Origin of the sequence: Streptomyces sclerotialus, assembly GCF_040907265.1 — a bacterium.
Taxonomy (GTDB): domain Bacteria; phylum Actinomycetota; class Actinomycetes; order Streptomycetales; family Streptomycetaceae; genus Streptomyces; species Streptomyces sclerotialus.
This window is the reverse complement of record NZ_JBFOHP010000002.1, coordinates 1,281,188-1,298,039: the sequence shown is the minus strand read 5'-3', so window position 1 is coordinate 1,298,039 and position 16,852 is coordinate 1,281,188. Positions and strand designations below refer to the sequence as shown.

At 71.8% G+C, this 16,852-nt stretch carries 15 protein-coding genes; 7 read left to right on the top strand and 8 right to left on the bottom strand.

What is annotated here, in order from left to right; genetic code table 11:
- The first annotated feature begins 76 nt into the window (after positions 1-76).
- Positions 77-871 carry a CPBP family intramembrane glutamic endopeptidase gene (locus AAC944_RS05825; protein WP_030625327.1) on the top strand — a complete coding sequence of 265 codons (795 nt, stop codon included), beginning with the start codon at positions 77-79 and terminating at the stop codon, positions 869-871.
- A gap of 154 nt (positions 872-1,025) precedes the next feature.
- On the opposite strand, the gene AAC944_RS05820 is transcribed toward AAC944_RS05825, so the two are convergent.
- Entirely contained in the window at positions 1,026-1,859 is an 834-nt protein-coding gene (locus AAC944_RS05820; protein WP_030611119.1) for a PhzF family phenazine biosynthesis protein, read from the bottom strand.
- Positions 1,860-2,089: 230 nt separating this feature from the next.
- Here AAC944_RS05820 and AAC944_RS05815 point away from each other — a divergent pair, with 230 nt between their 5' ends.
- The 3 genes from AAC944_RS05815 to AAC944_RS05805 all read left to right on the top strand — a co-directional run bounded on the left by AAC944_RS05815 (position 2,090) and on the right by AAC944_RS05805 (position 4,896).
- Positions 2,090-2,683 carry a PadR family transcriptional regulator gene (locus tag AAC944_RS05815; RefSeq protein ID WP_078888407.1) on the top strand — a complete coding sequence of 198 codons (594 nt, stop codon included), beginning with the start codon at positions 2,090-2,092 and terminating at the stop codon, positions 2,681-2,683.
- Positions 2,684-3,088: 405 nt separating this feature from the next.
- The gene (locus AAC944_RS05810) at positions 3,089-3,634 is read left to right on the top strand and encodes a Clp protease N-terminal domain-containing protein (protein ID WP_030611123.1); all 546 of its coding nucleotides are present in this window, start codon (positions 3,089-3,091) and stop codon (positions 3,632-3,634) included.
- 248 nt (positions 3,635-3,882) lie between these two features.
- A complete protein-coding gene (locus AAC944_RS05805; protein ID WP_078888408.1) occupies positions 3,883-4,896 on the top strand; it encodes an EamA family transporter in 1,014 nt (337 codons plus the stop codon).
- A 143-nt stretch (positions 4,897-5,039) separates the two neighbouring features.
- On the opposite strand, the gene AAC944_RS05800 is transcribed toward AAC944_RS05805, so the two are convergent.
- Together AAC944_RS05800 and AAC944_RS05795 are read right to left on the bottom strand one after the other, a co-directional pair.
- Positions 5,040-5,681 carry an FMN-binding negative transcriptional regulator gene (locus tag AAC944_RS05800; protein WP_030611128.1) on the bottom strand — a complete coding sequence of 214 codons (642 nt, stop codon included), beginning with the start codon at positions 5,679-5,681 and terminating at the stop codon, positions 5,040-5,042.
- A gap of 8 nt (positions 5,682-5,689) precedes the next feature.
- Complete coding sequence (locus AAC944_RS05795; RefSeq protein WP_037771697.1) at positions 5,690-6,394, bottom strand: pyridoxamine 5'-phosphate oxidase family protein; 705 nt, start codon at positions 6,392-6,394, stop codon at positions 5,690-5,692.
- 37 nt (positions 6,395-6,431) lie between these two features.
- On the opposite strand from AAC944_RS05795, the gene AAC944_RS05790 reads away from it, so the two are divergent.
- Positions 6,432-7,763: an aminotransferase class I/II-fold pyridoxal phosphate-dependent enzyme gene (locus AAC944_RS05790; protein ID WP_030611134.1), complete on the top strand. Its 1,332-nt coding sequence runs from the start codon at positions 6,432-6,434 to the stop codon at positions 7,761-7,763.
- Between the two features lie 240 nt (positions 7,764-8,003).
- On the opposite strand, the gene AAC944_RS05785 is transcribed toward AAC944_RS05790, so the two are convergent.
- Positions 8,004-9,071, bottom strand: a complete 1,068-nt coding sequence (locus tag AAC944_RS05785) for a DMT family transporter (RefSeq protein WP_030611138.1) — start codon at positions 9,069-9,071, stop codon at positions 8,004-8,006.
- A 75-nt stretch (positions 9,072-9,146) separates the two neighbouring features.
- Here AAC944_RS05785 and AAC944_RS05780 point away from each other — a divergent pair, with 75 nt between their 5' ends.
- Positions 9,147-10,052 carry a LysR family transcriptional regulator gene (locus AAC944_RS05780; protein WP_030611140.1) on the top strand — a complete coding sequence of 302 codons (906 nt, stop codon included), beginning with the start codon at positions 9,147-9,149 and terminating at the stop codon, positions 10,050-10,052.
- A gap of 107 nt (positions 10,053-10,159) precedes the next feature.
- Here AAC944_RS05780 and AAC944_RS05775 read toward each other — a convergent pair whose 3' ends face one another.
- The 3 genes from AAC944_RS05775 to AAC944_RS05765 all read right to left on the bottom strand — a co-directional run bounded on the left by AAC944_RS05775 (position 10,160) and on the right by AAC944_RS05765 (position 15,049).
- A complete protein-coding gene (locus AAC944_RS05775; RefSeq protein WP_051871540.1) occupies positions 10,160-11,461 on the bottom strand; it encodes a carboxyl transferase domain-containing protein in 1,302 nt (433 codons plus the stop codon).
- A gap of 283 nt (positions 11,462-11,744) precedes the next feature.
- On the bottom strand, positions 11,745-13,289 hold the full coding sequence (locus AAC944_RS05770) for an acyl-CoA synthetase (RefSeq protein ID WP_030611145.1): 1,545 nt from the start codon (positions 13,287-13,289) through the stop codon (positions 11,745-11,747).
- A 350-nt stretch (positions 13,290-13,639) separates the two neighbouring features.
- A complete protein-coding gene (locus tag AAC944_RS05765) occupies positions 13,640-15,049 on the bottom strand; it encodes an SLC13 family permease (RefSeq protein ID WP_030611148.1) in 1,410 nt (469 codons plus the stop codon).
- A gap of 311 nt (positions 15,050-15,360) precedes the next feature.
- Here AAC944_RS05765 and AAC944_RS05760 point away from each other — a divergent pair, with 311 nt between their 5' ends.
- On the top strand, positions 15,361-16,131 hold the full coding sequence (locus tag AAC944_RS05760) for a FadR/GntR family transcriptional regulator (RefSeq protein WP_051871541.1): 771 nt from the start codon (positions 15,361-15,363) through the stop codon (positions 16,129-16,131).
- A gap of 64 nt (positions 16,132-16,195) precedes the next feature.
- Here AAC944_RS05760 and AAC944_RS05755 read toward each other — a convergent pair whose 3' ends face one another.
- Entirely contained in the window at positions 16,196-16,627 is a 432-nt protein-coding gene (locus tag AAC944_RS05755; RefSeq protein WP_368396918.1) for a pyridoxamine 5'-phosphate oxidase family protein, read from the bottom strand.
- Positions 16,628-16,852: the final 225 nt, after the last annotated feature.

The window sequence follows — 16,852 nt, the reverse complement described above, 5'->3', positions numbered from 1 at the left end:
GACCCTGGCGGGGCAGTGGAGGCGTACCGGCACGATCGCGGAACTGGAGGCAGGCGTGCAGTCCGAAGTGCACCCCGTGGCTGATTCACTCCCCGGCGAAGGCCCGTCAGGCGGCCTCACGCGCAGCACACTGAGAAGCGAGACACTGATCGTCCTCGCGCTCTCCCTCGGAGCCAGCGCGGTGTCGGCACTCATCAGCTTCGTGGGCGCACTCACCAAACCCGGCGGCCTGAAAGACCAGGCGGCGAACCTCAACAGTTCGCAGGCGCCCGGCCGCCCCTGGCTGGACCTGGCATGGCAGCTCTTCGGGATCGCCACCGCGCTGGTCCCCGTAGTGCTCGTCGCCCACCTGCTCCTCAGAGAGCGCGCGGGCGGCCTGCGCGCCCTCGGGCTCGACCGCCGGCGCCCCGGCTTCGACCTCGGATGGGGACTCGTGGTCGCGGCCGGCATCGGAGGCAGCGGCCTGCTGCTCTACCTCGGCGCGCGGGCGGCCGGCGCCAACCTCACCGTCGTCCCCGAATCACTGCCCGACGTCTGGTGGAAATTCCCGGTACTGATCGCCTCCGCCCTGCAGAACTCCGTCGTGGAAGAAGTGATCGTCCTCGGCTACCTGCTGCGCCGCCTCGGCCAGTTGGGCTGGTCACCGACGGCCGCACTCCTCACCAGCTCACTCCTCCGCGGCTCGTACCACCTGTACCAGGGCATCGGCGGCTTCATCGGCAACGTCGTGATGGGCGCAATCTTCGTACTTATCTACCGCCGCTGTGGACGAACCGCTCCCCTCATCGTCGCCCATGCCACCATCGACCTAGTCGCATTCACCGGCTACGCCCTCCTGGCGGGGAGGGTGGGGTGGCTGCCAACGGGGTGAGGGGAGGGGGTGGGGGGTGGGGGCTCCGAAGGAGTGAAGGGCTGCAGGCGGTGCATCCCGTCGCCCCCTGCCCCGCCCCCGCCCCTACGCCTGCCCCACCCCTCCACCCGCGCCGCCCCCCGTCAGGACCAATTCGTCCCCGTCGCCTCCGCCACTACCGTCCCGGCCGGGCCGCTTCCGTCAGTTCACCGTCGATGACCGTGATCGCGCTGCCGGTCAGTAGCGTGCGGTCGCCGCGCAGCGCGGTGCGTACGAAGCCGGTACGGGCGGAGCCCTGCAGGCCGGTCAGCTCGTCGCGGCCCAGCCGCTCCGACCAGAACGGCGCGAGCGCCGTGTGCGCGCTGCCCGTCACCGGGTCCTCGTCGATCCCCACGCCAGGGAAGAAGCACCGCGTGGCGAAGTCGTAACCACCGTCCGGAGCTTCGGCGCGCGCTGTGGCGATCACACCGCGGTCCCCGTACCGCGACAGCGCCGCGAGGTCGGGCGACAGTTCACGCACGGTCCGCTCGTCCGCCACCTCCACGAGCAGATCCCCCACCTGCGGACCCGTCTCGTACGTCGACACCGGTTCGGTACCGAGCGCCGCGGCCAGCCCCTCCGGTACCGGAACGGCGGTGAGTGGCGCGGTCGGGAAATCCATGCTGATCGAGCCGCCGTCGGAAGCCGTCGTGGTGAGCACCCCGCTGCGGGTCGCGAATCGGACCGTGCCAGTCGCGGTTCCCGTGGAGTGCAGGACGTGCGCGGTGGCGAGGGTGGCGTGGCCGCACATGTCGACCTCGGTGGCGGGAGTGAGCCACCGCAGCGCCCAGTCGGCGTCGTCGCTGTCCGGCAGCGGCAGGGCGAATGCGGTCTCCGAGAGGTTGACCTGGGCGGCGACCTGCTGCAGCCAGGTCTGATCGGGGTACGACGGGCCGTCCAGCAGGACGACTCCCGCCGGGTTGCCGCCGAAGGGGTGGTCGGTGAAGGCATTGACGATACGGATCTTCATGGCGTGAGCGTAAGCAGCCGGATTCCTCACCTGCGAGAGCCAATCGCTGAGAATTGGACCTTTCTTTCTCTCATTGGACCGCCGTGCGGTGAGAGTGACCCTAAGGCGGCGGCTGGTAGGAGCCACAGTGTGAGCCGTCCGGACGGCCTCACCGTCAGTCCTTGCCTACCGAACGCTTCCGATATATCGTTGAGGCATCGTGACAGATCAACGATGGGAGTGACGTAAAGATGCGTTCACATGGACACGAGCACTGGGGACCCGGCCGCCATGGCGGCGGCCGCGGTGAGTACGAGGGGCGGCGTGCCGCCTTCGGTCCGTTCGGACCGCCCTTCGGCGGGCCTCCGTTCGGTGGTGGCCGAGGACGGGGCGGCCCGCGTGGCCGGGCGCGGCGTGGTGACGTGCGTGCCTCGATCCTGGCGCTGCTCAAGGACCGTCCGATGCACGGTTACGAGATGATCCAGGAGATCGCCGAGCGCAGCGGCGGCGCGTGGAAGCCGAGCCCCGGCTCGGTCTACCCGACCCTGCAGCTGCTGGAGGACGAGGGGCTGATCGCCAGCCGGAGCGAGGGCGGCAAGAAGCTGTTCGAGCTCACCGACGAAGGCCGTACGGAGGCGAGTAGTGGCTCGGACGCTCCCTGGGAGGACGCCGGTCGCGGTGTCGACTGGGAGGCGATGAGCGAGATCCGCAAGGCCGGCGGCGGTCTGGTCGAGGCGTTCCGGCAGGTGTGGGCGACCGGTACGCCCGAGCAGCGTGAAAAGGCGATCGCGGTGGTCAACCGGGCTCGCAAGGACCTCTACCTGATCCTCGCCGAGGATGAGTGAGCGAAGTGGCGAAGGGGTGAGGGCTGAGGCGAGGGTCGTGGTCGATGTGACAGTCGGCCACGGCCCTCGCGCGTTCACTCGCGTGTTCGAGTGGCGGCGGGAGTGGTGGGGGATGGGGAATGCTGATGGCCCGTCAGGCCCTACGCGTATCTCGCATACCTCACGTATCTCGAGTATCCCGCGTATCTCGCACGTCTCGCGTGTCTTGCGGGGCGTACCGGCGGCGCACTCGGGGCGTGCCGGTGTGCTTCAGCGGTGCGTACGCGAACCTGGCCCCCCGCTCACGTGCCGGGCATATCCTCCGTAGGGATGAGATTTCCTTCCCTGGCGCCCAACCACGGTGGGATGCGCAAATGCTCCCTCCCGGGGATGTTCCGGTAGCAAGAGGCTGGTGGGGTGGGTTACGTGCAAAACCGTACTGCGTACAACAGCGGAGCGGGTCCGTCCCCGGAGGATCTCGACGCCTGTCTGACTGTCGAGCTCGCGTCGGTGCTCTCAGCTGCCCGCAGGCGGGCCACGCGCGACGGCGACCGGCAGGTGGACACCGCCCACCTCCTGCACGGTCTGCTCGAATCCGATCCCGCCGTACGTGAGGTGGTCGATCCCGAAGGCGGCAAGACCGCACGGCTTCTCGGCTATCTCGTCCAGCGCAGCATCGGTTACGGACTGCAGTGGCACGGCACCGTCGAGGACTCGGGCGCCGTGCCGGTGGTGGCCGAGGGCGGAGTTCCGGGCTGGTCGCCGGCCGCGGCGGCCGCCATGGACGGCGCGCTGGACCGTGCGCACGCTCGTTACGCCGTACGCGCCGAGTGCCTCGATCTCCTGGCCGCACTCGTCGACGACTCCGAGTGCCGCGCCGTCGAGGTGCTGCGTCGTGCCGCTGTCGACACGTCGCTGCTCGCGGCGCGACTCGACCTGCAGACCCAGGACGTGGTGGCGGACGAGTTGTAGCTCCGCGCTCTATCGTCCCTGATTCCCCTGATTCCTGATTCCTCTGATTGCCCTGAGGCCCTCTGGCGTCGGCTCCGTGAAGTCGGCCCCTGACGCTGCCGGCGCTCCGTGATCGGCGGTATGCCTCGGTTGCCACGGGAATTGAGCGGAGTACGCCGATGGGTATGGCACTCCTGCCGCACACAGTTCCGTGCCGCGACAGGGGTCTCGGTAATGACGCTGCTGACCTCCCCTGCCATGATGTCCCGATGCACGCGACTTCGGGGACGCAATCGAGCCAGAGTGGCCGGGCGAGAGGCTTCGGTCTCGGACTTGCCCTCCTGTCGGCGTTGGCCTTCGGCGGATCGGGCGTGGTCGCGAAACCGCTGATCGCTGCTGGCCTGGAACCTCTGCACGTCACGTGGTTGCGGAGCGCCGGCGCCGCGCTCGTCATGCTGCCCGTCGCCTGGCGTCATCGTGCTCTGCTGCTCCGCCGCCCCGCGTTGCTCGCGGGCTTCGGGCTGCTCGCCGTCGCGGGCGTCCAGGCCTGCTACTTCGCCGCGCTGTCCCGCATTCCGGTCGGTGTCGCGCTGCTCATCGAGTACCTCGCACCTGCGCTGGTCCTGGGCTGGGTGCGGTTCGTCCAGCGTCGGCCCGTCAGCCGCGCCGCGGCCGTCGGGGCCGTCCTCGCCGTCGGCGGCCTCGCCTGCGTCGTCGAGGTGTGGGCCGGGCTGAGCTTCGACGTGTTCGGGCTGGCGCTCGCGCTGGGTGCGGCCTGCTGCCAGGTGGGGTACTTCGTCCTCTCCGACCACGGTGGCGACGACGAGGAAGCCACCCACCCGCTCGGCGTGATCGCGTACGGACTGCTCTTCGGCGCTCTTCTGCTGACCCTGGTCGCGCGCCCCTGGCACATGGACTGGTCGGTGCTCGGCGGCAGCGCGGACATGAACGGTACGGCCGTCCCCGCCGTGCTGCTCCTCGCCTGGCTCGTGCTGATGGCGACGGTGCTCGCCTACCTCACCGGTGTGATCTCCATCCGCCGGCTGTCCCCTCAGGTCGCGGGCGTCGTCGCGTGTCTCGAGGCGGTGATCGCGACCGTACTGGCCTGGGTGCTGCTCGGCGAGCACCTGTCCGCGCCGCAGATCATCGGCGGCGCGGTGGTACTGATCGGCGCGTTCATCGCGCAGTCCAGTACGCCCAAGGCACCTCGGGACGTGGCGTCGCAGCACGGGGACGGGACGCACACGGAATCCGCGTTGCCGGCCGGCTCCACCGGAACGTAGGGCGACGGCGGCGGGCGCCGCAGCTCAGCTACGGCAGTCGCCCCCTTCGGCCCCGGCGGGCGTGTGTTTCGGCCGCCGGGCCGGCACCGCCATGTCCACCGAGCCTGCGTCGTCATGTCCGTCCCGCCTGCCGCGGTTTCGCGTCAGGTCCGGACGGGCGGCATGCGGCGCAACTGGTGGGAGCGGGCCGCTGCGTCTCCGGGGCCGTCGCGCTCGGCCAGTCGGCGGGCGATGCGTTCCTGCACCTCCCTGCTCTTCTTTCCGGCGTACTTGAACTTGGCGCGGGCCTCCGTCACCTCAAGGCGCAGCGCACGGATGCCCGACAGCATGCGCCCGTACGGTGGGCCGTCGGCGGTGACCGGTGCCGAGCCGCCCTCGGGCTGGAAGTGCGCCATCTGGCGTCGCAGCAGCTCGGCCTTCTCCTCCGGGTCGTCCACGACATGGGCTGTGCAGCGGAGCTGGACCGCGGCGTAGAAGCTCGTGGGTACGCCGTGCTCGGGCGGCGTGCCCTCCGCGGCCTGCCAGGGGCCGGGTATGAAGGTGTAGTCGTCGACGACGCTGAGGAGTACGGACGGGTCGGCCTCCAGCGCGCGCCACAGTGGGTTCGGGCGGGCGAAGTGGGTGACGGCCTCGTGTCTGTCCGCGTCGTACGCGAAGTGCAGCGGCTGCACCCAGGGCGGATCGCCTGCCAGGCCGTTGCCCGCGAGCTGGCCGAAGTCGTGTCCGGCCAGCCAGCTCTGCCACTCGGTGTCGTCGGACGGCGCCTCCCAGGGGTGGATGAGCATGACGGGCCTCAGAGGTTCTGGATGTAGGCGGGCACGGCGATGCCGGGGGCCAGGTCGTCGGACGGTACGGGCGTGCCGTACGTGGGCGTCACCGGGACGACGCCGGTCCAGTGGGGGAGTGAGAGGTCCTCGGGCTCGTCGTTCGGTCCGCCGGTACGGATCTTGGCGGAGACCTCCGTCAGATCGAGCCGGATGACGGCCGTGGCGGCCAGCTCCTTGGCGTTACCGGGGCGGGAGTCGGCGGCGCGGCCGGGCAGGACGTGGTCCACCAGCGCGTCGAGCGCGGCGTTCTTCTCCTCCGGGTCGGTGACCTGGTAGGCGGTGCCGTGGACCACGACGCTGCGGTAGTTGATGGAGTGGTGGAAGGCGGAGCGGGCGAGGACCAGGCCGTCGACGTGGGTGACGGTCACGCACACCGCCAGGCCCGGGTCCGTCCCGCCGGCCATCCGCAGCGGCCGCGAGCCGGTGGAGCCGTGGAGGTAGAGGCGGCTGCCGACCCTGCCGTAGAGGGTGGGGAGCACGACCGGGGCGCCGTCGCGCACGAAGCCCAGGTGGCAGAGGTAGCCGGAGTCGAGGATGGCGTGGACGGTGTCGTGGTCGTAGGCGGCGCGATCGGCGGACCGGGTCGGAACCGTGCGCTCGCTCGGGGCGTAGGCGGCGGCGGGGGACTCGGCACCGGCTTCGGTCGTTGTGGGAGAAACGGGCTGAGGCATCTTGCGAACTCCATTGCACTAGTGCATAATCAAGTTTGTGCTAGGAGAGTATCGGATCGAAGGGCGGCGCGCATCGGATATTGCCGCCAGCGTCGAGCGAGCCATCGGTGCGGGCGAGCTCCTACCCGGCGAAGTCCTGCCGCCCATGCGGGAGTTGGCCGTCTATCTAGAGGTGAATCCGAATACGGTCGCGTCCGCCTATCGGACACTGCGTGACCGCGGAGTGGTCGAAACCGCGGGGCGGCGCGGCACTCGCGTGCGGTCCCGGCCGACCAGTACGCCGCGTGAGGCGCTGCGGGTCGACGTGCCGCCGGGTGTGCGCGACGTGTCCGACGGCAACCCCGACCCCCGACTGCTCCCGGAGCTCGGGCCGGCGCTCGCCGCGGCGGCCGATCGCGCCACCGCCCGGCCGACGCTGTACGGCGCGCCGCTGATGGACGAGGAGCTGGCGGGCCGGGCGCGGGCCGCTTTCGACGCCGACGGGGTCCCGGCCGGCCCGGTCGCCGTCACCTCCGGCTCGCTCGACGCCATCGAGCGTGTCCTCGCCGCGCACTTGCGGCCCGGTGATGCGGTGGCGGTCGAGGACCCGGGCTGGGGGAGCCTGCTGGACCTCATCCCGGCGCTGGGGCTCCGCCCCGTTCCGGTGGGAGTGGACGAGGAGGGGCCACTGCCGACGGAGTTGGAGCGCGCGCTGGCGCTGGGCGTGCGGGCGGCGATCGTCACCGACCGGGCGCAGAATCCGACCGGAGCGGCGGTGAGCGCGTCGCGCGCCGAGGAGTTGCGATCGCTGCTGGCCGACAATCCGACCGTGCTGCTGGTCGAGGACGACCACGGCCACCACATCGTCGAGGCCCCGCTGCATCCGCTGGCGGGGGTGACCGACCACTGGGTGCTCGTCCGGTCGACGGCCAAGGCGTACGGTCCGGACCTGCGGCTGGCGGTCCTCACCGGCGACACCGTCACGGTGGACCGGGTGAGCGGACGGCAGCGACTGGGCCCCGGCTGGGTCAGCCACCTCCTGCAGGACGCGGTGATCCACCTCTGGCGGACCGAAGCCGTGGACCCGAGCAAGGTCGCGAAGTCGTACGGGCGACGCCGCGACGACCTGATACGGGCGCTGGCCGAGCGGGGTGTCGAGGCGCAGGGCCGGAGCGGGATGAACGTCTGGGTGCCGGTTCCTGAGGAGACGGGCGCCGTGTCGCGGCTGCTGCACGCCGGCTGGGCGGTGGCGCCCGGAGCCCGGTTCCGTATGGACTCCCCACCCGGCATACGCATCACGGTGTCCAACCTCTCCCGCGAGGACATCGAGCCACTCGCCACCGCCGTGGCCGCGGCCTGCCGGCCGGGAGAGGCCCGCCGCTACGGCTGACCGCTGCGCGGCAGCGCGGCAGCGCGGCGGGTCTGCGGAGGGGTGCGGCCGACGCGGAGGGGTGGAGAGGCCACGAGGCGGGATGCGGCCGTCGTGGCGGGGCGGACCGACGAGGCCGGGTGGGGAGGTCGACGCGGTGGGGTGCGGCCGGCCCGGCGGGATGCGGCCGGCCCGGCGGGATGCGGCCGTCGCGGCGGGGCGCGACCGGCGAGGCCGGGGTGGGCTGGTCTTGCGGTTCGGTCAAGAGCGGGAACGGGGGCGGGTTTGGGTCAGGGCGGCGCCGGCCAGGACGATCAGCGCGCCGACGGGAGTGTTCCAGCTGAGGTGTTCGCCCAGGAGGGCGACGCCGGCGGCGGTGGCGATGACCGGGACGAAGTACGTGACCATCTGCGCGGTGGTGGGGCCGACCTCGGCCACCAGACCGTACTGGAGGAGGAAGGCGAAACCGGTGCCGAGGGCGCCGAGGGCGACGACGGCCAACAGGGGGACGAGGGGGAACGAAGACGGGAGGGTGGTGAAGAGCGGGGTCACGACGGCGAGTTGCACCGTGGCCAGGAGCAGCTGGGCGCTGGACATGGAGAGGCTGGAGTTCTTGCTGCCCGCGAGGGTGCGGCGGACGTAGATCCAGCCGATCGGGTAGCAGAGCGAGGCGCCCAGCGCCATGAGCGTTCCCCGCGGGTCCGTGCCGGAGAAGCCCTGCCAGGCCCCGAGGACGGTCAGTACGCCGAGGAAGCCGAGGCCCAGCCCCGCGACGCGGCGGCGGGTGGGGCGGTCCTCGGACAGTGCCACGACGGACAGGGCCATGCCCCACAGCGGGGAGGTGGCGTTGCAGATGCCGGCCAGGGTGGAGGGGATGGTCAGCTCGGAGTACGCGAAGAGGGAGAACGGCAGGGCATTGAGGAAGAGGGCAGCCACCGCGAGGTGAGCCCAGGTGCGTGTGCCGCGGGGCAGGCGCTCGCGCTTGGCCACGAGTACGGCGGCCAGTACGGCCGTGCCGAAGATCATCCGGCCGAGCGTGACCTGCAGCGGGGCGTATCCGTGGGTGCCGACCTTGATGAACAGGAAGCTGAATCCCCAGATCAGTGCCAGTACGGCGAAGCGGATGCGCCAGTCGACGGGGGAGCGGGGTGCGTTCGTGGTGTCGCTTCCGCTCGGGCGAAGTGACCCTGAGGCAGAGGCAGAGGCAGAGGCAGAGGCAGAGGCAGAGGCAGAGGCAGGGGCAGAGGTAGAGGTATGGGTGGTGGGTGTGGTGGCGGGTGGCGTGGAGGCGGGGCGGGACGAGGAAGAGGAGGCGGCGGCGGTGCTCATGGCGTCAACGATCGCGTGCGATTATCGCGTAGCACAAGTGAGATTTCGTGGGCAGTATCGCTTAGCATTGCTTATATGTTGAACCTGGAGCGGCTGCGGACGCTCAGCGCCGTGGCGCGGCACGGTTCGGTGAGCGCGGCGGCCGAAGGGCTGCACGTCACCACCTCGGCCGTCTCGCAGCAACTGGCCAAGCTGGAGCGGGAAACAGGGCAGCAGCTGCTGGCCAAGAACGGGCGGGGCGTACGGCTGACCGACGCGGGCCGGCTGCTCGCCGACCACGCGGCGCGCATCCTCTCGCAGGTCGAACTGGCCGAGGCCGAGCTGGAGGCACACCGCGGGCAGGCGGTGGGGGAGCTGCGGATGGGGGCGTTCCCCACGGCGGCGCGTGGGCTGTTCCCCGATGCCCTTGCCGCGCTGGTCGTCGATCACCCGCAGCTGAGGGCGCGGCTGTGGGAGATGGAGCCGGGGGACTCCGTGCGGGCGGTGGTGCGTGGCGACATCGACGTGGGCGTCGTACTGGACTGGTACAACCGGCCGTTGTCGATGCCCGAGGGGCTGGCGAAGGCGCCGCTGCTGGACGACCCGGCGGATGTCGCCATGCCATCGGACCATCAGTTGGCGGGGCGGCGGACGGTGGAGCTGGAGGACTTCGCGGACGATGCGTGGATCTCGTGGCCGCAGGGGGAGTTCTGCCATGACTGGCTGATGTTCACGCTGCGCAGCAAAGGGATCGAACCGCGGATCGCGCACATGGCGGAGGAGCACGGTACGCAGCTGGCGCTGATCGCGAGGGGCCTCGGTGTGGCGGTGGCGCCGCGGCTGGGGCGGGGCCCGGTGCCGGAGGGCGTCAGGGTGGTTCCCGTACGCCATCCGATGCGGCGGCATGTCTACGCGATCTGGCGCGCGGACGCGGACCGCCGCCCGTCGATCCGCGCGGCGGTCGCGGTGTTGCGTCAGGTGGGACGAGCGCTGGAGGAGTGACCCTGCCGGTCGGGCCCTCTCCCTCCCTCCCCTGCGAGCGGCGCCGGGGCGTGGTGGTCGGTGGGCCGGTGCCGCGTCGTGGGGAGGGGAAAGGGAAAGAGGGGCGTTCAGTTGGCTGGGACGATGCCTCGGATGAGGCCCAGGGACATCAGGTCCTGGGGGCGGAGACGGAGTTGGTCGGCGGTGCGGGGGACGTCGGCGGGGGTGCGTTTGAGGATGGCGGTGGCCAGTTCGGGGGCGATGACGGAGAAGTAGCTGTCCGGGGTCGCCCACAGGCGGCCCGGCGCGGCCAGCGCGAGCGCTCCGCCCGAGCCGCCCTCGCCGATGAGCAGCGAGGTCAGCGGCGTGCGGGCGGCGGCCATCGCGGTGAAGAGGTCCGCGATGGCGGCACCGGCACCGGCCCGTTCGGCCGCCGCGTCGTTGGCCGCGCCCGGAGTGTCCACCAGCGTCAGGACCGGGATGCCGAGCCGGTCGGCGAGGCGTACGAGCCGGGCCGCCGTACGGAAGCCGGCCGGGCGGGTGGCCGTACCGCACTGTGCCGCGTACGCGACCGTGCGGCCGGCCCGGTGGCCGAACCCGCAGCGCATGCCGCCGTCCACGCCCCCGCAGCGGTCGCCGCTGAGCTCCTCGCGCCAGTCGAAGTACGTGGCCAGGTACGCCTCGGCGCGAGGGCGTGCGGGAGCGCGGGTCCGCCGCACCGCGTTCCAGCCCGATTCCGGCAGGTCGTCCGCGCCCTGGGCGGCCGGTACGGGGGCCGCCTCCTCGTCCGTGGTCGTCAGTAACCTCAGCCAGCGGGCGAGCGTGCCGCGCAGCCGCTCGGGCGGGACGACCGCGTCGACATGCCCGGTGGCCAGCTGGCCTTCGGCGGTGTACGCGGCCGGATCGGCGTCGGCGGGCCGTACGCGGGAACCGGCGAAGCCGACCTGTGCGCCCGGCAGCGCGAGGACGACGTCCGCACCCGCGCCGAGGGTTGCCCACCCGCCACCGGTCGTCGGGTCGCGCAGGACGGCGACCTGCGGCAGGCCGGCGGCGCGGGTGAGCGCGGACTGCCCGGCGATGCGCTGCAGCTGGGTGAGGGCGAGCATGCCCTCCTGCATGCGGCTGCCGCCGGTGGCGATCAGGGAGACGACGGGAAGACGGAGTGCGCGGGCCCTGGTGTACGCGGCTTCCAGGCGGTCGCCGGTGCGCCGGCCCAGGGAGCCGCCGAGGTAGCGGAACTCGAAGGAGATCACTACGGCGGGGGTACCGCCGAAGTCGGCGGTACCGCAGACGACGGACTCGCGTTCGCCGGTCGACTCCGCGGCGCGTGCCCGCGCGGCGCCGTAACCGTCCCAGTGGAGGGGGCCGTCGTCCGTCTCACCCGTCTCATCCGTCTCACCCGTCTCGTCCGCCCCCACCGGGACGGTCACGGCTGTCTCCCCTGTCTCCCCTGTCGCCGCTGCCGCCCCTGCGGCCACCGTCGCTTCTGAGCCCGGTTCCGAGCCCGGTTCTGAGCCCGGTTCCGAGCCCGGTTCCGAGCCCGGGAGTGGGCGGAAGGTGCCCTCGTCCGTTACGCGGGCGAGTACCTCTCGCGCGGAGAGCCGGGGCTCGTCCGGAGGCGTTCCGGGCGGGGACCCGTCGTTCGTGGGCGGGCCGCTGCCGGAGGGCGAAGCCGTACCGCTGGTGTCGGCGTCGTCCGCGTCGTCCGCGTGGTCACGCATGGAGGCCCCGCTTGAGGATCTTGCCCATGTCGTTGCGCGGCAGGGCGTCGAGGAAGTGGACGACGCGGGGGCGCTTGTGCGGCGCCAGCTGGGCGGCGACGTGGTCGATGAGTTCCTGGGCCGACGGTGCGGCGCCGCCGTTCTCGTCCGGCGCGGGGACGATCCACGCCACGATCCGCTCGCCGAGGTCCTCGTCCGGCTCGCCCGTGACCGCGGCCTCCGCGACGCCGGGGTGCTCCAGCAGCGCGTTCTCGATCTCGCCCGCGCCGATCTTGTAGCCGCCGCTCTTGATCAGGTCGGTGGCCTTGCGCCCGACGATCCGGTACCGCCCGGCCGCATCCCGGGTGGCCATGTCGCCCGTACGGAACCACCCGCCGTCGAACGCCTCGGCCGTCGCGTCCGGCCGGTTCAGGTACTCGACGAAGAGGTTCGGGCCGCGGACCTGGATCTCGCCGACCGTCTCGCCGTCACTCGCCCCGATGACCGTGCCGGACTCGTCGACCAGCCGCGCCTGTACGCCGGGCAGCGGTACGCCGACCGTTCCGGGCGCTGAGGTGTCGTCGGCGCGGACGGCGGTGTTCATCAGGGTCTCGGTCATGCCGTACCGCTCGACGACCCGTGCGCCGGTCGCCGCCGTGATCTTCTGGTGGTCCGTGAGCGGCAGCGCGGCCGAACCGGAGACCAGCAGCCGCGCACCGCCCAGCGCCTTGGCGAGCGCCGGGTCGGAGCCCGCCTCGGCGGCCAGCCGGTGGTACATCGTCGGCACGCCGAACAGCATCGTGCCCGCGCCGGCCAGTTCGCGCGCCACGCCCTCGGTGGAGAAGCGGCCGAGGTGGTGCACGGTGCCGCCGCGGCGCAGCGGTCCGAGGATGCCCAGGATCAGACCGTGGACGTGGAACAGCGGCAGGCCGTGTACGAGCACGTCGTCCGCGGTCCACTGCCATGCCTCCGCCAGCGCGTCGAGTGTGGCGGCGATGGCGCGGCGGGGGATGACCACGCCCTTGGGGCGGCCCGTCGTACCGGAGGTGTAAACGATCACTGCGGGGGCCTCGGCGCCCGGCTCCGGCGGCAGCTCGACCGCCGTGTCCGCCGCAGGCGTCGTGCTCGCCCCAGCTGTCGTACTCGCCTGAGCCGTCGCGTGCGCCTCGATCGCAGTCTCGGCCGTTGCGCCGCCCTCGATTCCCTCGTACGGGTCGATGTCGATACGGGTCATCGTGGCCAGGGGGCCGGGGAGTTCGGCGTCCGGTTCGGCCAGGACGAGGGTGGGCGCGCTGTCGGACACGATGTGTGCCAGCTCGCTCTCGCCGATCTTGGGGTTGACCGGTACGGCCGGCACTCCCGCGAGCAGCGCCGCGACCACCGCGACCGACGTCTCCAGGGTGGGTGTCGCCCAGACCGCGACCCGCCGCTCGGCACCGATCCGCTCCGCGAGCGTGCCGGCGGCCGCGGCGAGCTCCCCGTAGGTCAGCGCGCGGTCCTGGAAGCGCAGTGCGGTACGGGATGACGCCGTACGCAACGCCGGGAAAAGCTCGTTCACCGATACTCCTTCGTTCTCTTGCTGTGTGCGTACCCATTGCTGGATACCGGAGGCCCCCAGGGAGCCCGGGGACCCCGAGGTCCCGGGGCCCTTGAAGCCCGGGGACCCTGAGTTCCCAAGGCCCTTGGAACTCGGGGAACCCGAAGTCCCGGGGCCCTTGGAACCCGGGGAACCCGAAGTCCCGGGGCCCTTGGAACCCGGGGCACGTGGATCTCTGCCCGGAAGACCCGGGGACGATGACCAGGGATGACCACTACAGACGTAGACGACCGCCGGCGTCCACCGATGCCGACCGCCGCAGCCCACCCGAGCCCGCCGGCGTCCACCGGTGTCGACCGGCAGCGGCCGGCTCAGCCGAAGCCCGGTACCACCAGGGCCAGCCAGGCCAGTGCCGGTACGACCGCGACCACGAGGGCTCCGTACACCATCAACTGCCGGAAGAAACCGTCCCGGTCGACATTCTTGGCGTTCGCCAGCACCAGTGCGCCGTTCGTCGAGAACGGGCTCACGTCGACCACGGTGGCGGAGACCGCGAGCGCCGCGATCATCCCCACGGCACCGATCGAACCCTGTGCCAGGAACGGTACGGCCAGCGGGATCAGCGCCCCGATGATGCCGACGGAGGAGGCGAACGCGGAGACCAGCGCGCCGATGTAACACAGCAGCAGCGCGGCCAGCAGCGGGATGCCGATCCCGCCTACGGCGTGGCCCGCCCACTCGATGGTGCCCATCTCGTCCAGGACGCCGACATAGGTGAGGACGCCGCAGATCAGCAGCACGGTGGGCCAGGTGATCTCCGATACGGCGGCCTTGCTGTCCTGCGGCCGTACGGCACTGAGGGCGACGGCGAGGGTGATCGCCGTCAGACCGGCGTCCAGGTCCAGCACGAGCACCGCCACGACCAGGGCCAGCAGGGCGAGGAGGGTCGCGATACGGGGCGCGGTGAGGGGGAGGGCGTCGGCCGCGGTTCCGGGTGAGGTGACACCACTCGTACGGGTGCCGACGCCCGTAGGCGTTGTGCTTTCGCCGCGGTCGTGGTCACCCGCGAGCGTGGGGCTGCCCGCGTGGTTTCCGTCACCTGCGAGCGTGGTGTCTCTCGTCCGACTGCCGGCACCCGTGGCGGTGGTGCCTCCGGTACGGTTCGCGTCACTCGTCCGGGGGAGTTTCAGGCCGCCGAGGACGACGAACAGGACCGCCGCGATGACGAGGTTGGCGACCAGGCTGGCGGCGAAGAGGGCGAGCGGGCTGCCGGGGAGGTCCTCGCGGGCGACGATGCCGTTGACGGTCGATCCGTAGATGCTGATCGGCGAGAAGCCGCCGGCCTGCGCGCCGTGCACCACCAAGGCGCCCATGAGCAGCGGACTGATGCGGTACCGCGCCGCGAAGCCGAGCGCGAGCGGGGCGACGATCGCCACCGCCGCCGGGCTGACCGCGCCGATCGCGGTGAGCGCGCCGGTGACCGCGAACATCACCCACGGGATCAGTGCGACCCGGCCGCCGACCAGGCGTACCGAGGCGTGCACCAGCCAGTCGGTGGTGCCGTTGGCGCGGGCGATCGCGAAGAGGTATGTCACGCCGACCAGGACGACGAACAGGTCGCCCGGGAAGCCGGCGAAGATCTCGTCGGCGTCCATCCCGGCGACCAGTGTGCCCACGCCGAAGGCGGCGGCGAACGCCAGCGCGCCCATGTTGACGGACCGGGTGGTGGCCAGCACGAAGACCACAGCGAGCACGAGGATCGAGATCACTTCGGGCGACATCTGCGGCTCCGTTCGTTGCGGATCTGAAGACAGAAGACATGGGCAACGCGCCTCGCGCCGATCACGTGGGACCGCGCACACCGCGCACACCGCGCACGCCGCGCACGCCACGCACACCGCCCACACCACGCACACCGCCCACACCGCGCACACCACGTGGCCCGTGCGGACGCGGCACCAAGTGGCGCGCCGGGCAGGCGCACCCTCTGCGGTGCACTGGCCCAGTGGCCAATTGGCTGAGCCACTTTGATGGCCAGCAGCGAGGTGCGTCAATACTCTTGGCACCAGGGGCGAAACGAGGGGGCGACCGGATGTCCGAGGCACTGCGGCCGATGACCAGGCCACGGCTCTACGAGCAGGTGGTCGAGCGGCTGCGCCAGTACGCCGCCGAAGGCGGGCTCGGCGCGGGCGACCGCCTGCCGCCGGAGCGCGAACTGGCTCAGCGGCTCGGGGTCAGCCGGGCATCGGTGAAGCAGGCCGTCGTGGTGCTGGAAGTACAGGGCCTGGTCGAGGTCCGGCACGGCGGCGGCACCTATCTGGTGCGCGACACCCTGGACGCCGCCGAGCCGGTCGAGCGGCTGGTCGAGCGCCGCCGTCGGCTGCCGGACGTACTGGAGGCGCGCGAGGCCATGGAGACCAAGCTCGCCGAACTGGCCGCCCGCCGCCGTACGGACGCCGATCTCGACGCGCTCGACGACGCCCTCGCCCACATGGCGGCGGAGGTCGCGGACGGCGGTCCCGGCGTCGAGGGCGACCGCCGCTTCCACGCCGCCGTCACCGCCGCCGCGCACAGCGCGCTGCTCGCCGACTTCATGCGGTCCATCGCGGAGCAGATCACCGAGAGCCGTAACGAATCGCTGCGCCAGCCCGGCCGCCCCAAGCGATCGCTCGCTCAGCACCGGCGGATCCTGGAAGCCATCCGGGAGGGCGACCCGAGGACCGCGGCGTCGGCCATGCGCCGGCACCTCCGTACGGTCGCCGAGGTCCGGCTGCTGACCTGGACACCGGAGGACGAGGAGGAGGGGAAGGAGGGGAAGGACGGGCAGGACGGGCAGGACGGGCAGGAAGGGCAGGAAGGGTAGGGCAGGAGGGAGGTCGGCGTGCGTCGCCTCCTGCAGCCGGCGCCCGGTCTCGGAGGGGCGGCCCTCACCTCGGGATCTTGCGGAAGTCCCAGGACGCCACCGCGTCCGGTGTGAGCCGCAGCCAGGCGTGCCGGCCGTCGTGCGGCATGGTCTCCATGCCGAAGTACTTCGCCGCGAAGAGCCGTTCGGGGCCGACCAGTTCCGGGCAGGACTCGCCGTGGCGCGGTGCCTCGCCGACGAACGTCACGCTGCCCGACAGTTCCGCGCCGCGCAGCTCGCCGTACTCATGGCCGTCGTCGACCACGACCGCCACCCGTGGGTTCTTCACGAGCTGCGCCCAGCGCTTGCTGCGCGTGAGGGAGTACAGCCACAGCGACGTGCCGTCCCACACGAACCACAGTGCGCCGACGTGCGGCGCGCCGTCCGGGCCGACCGTGGCGATCCGGCAGGTCCGCTGCCGGGTGAGGAAGGCGTCCAGCTCCTCCGGGCTCATCATGATCCGGCGTCCTCTGCGCTGGCCTGCCGCCGCTGTCGCCATCCGCAGCCACCCCTTCCGTGGTCTTCCGCAGTCTCTTCCCTGGTCTTCCCTGGTCTTCCGTGGTCTTCCGTGGTCGGCCGTGGTCCGTGCGCCCGGCCGCTCCCTGGTCACCTGATCGGGTGTCAGGAATCATGAGCCCTCCGCCCCGCGGACGCAATGGACACCCCTGCGTTCGCATGCCTT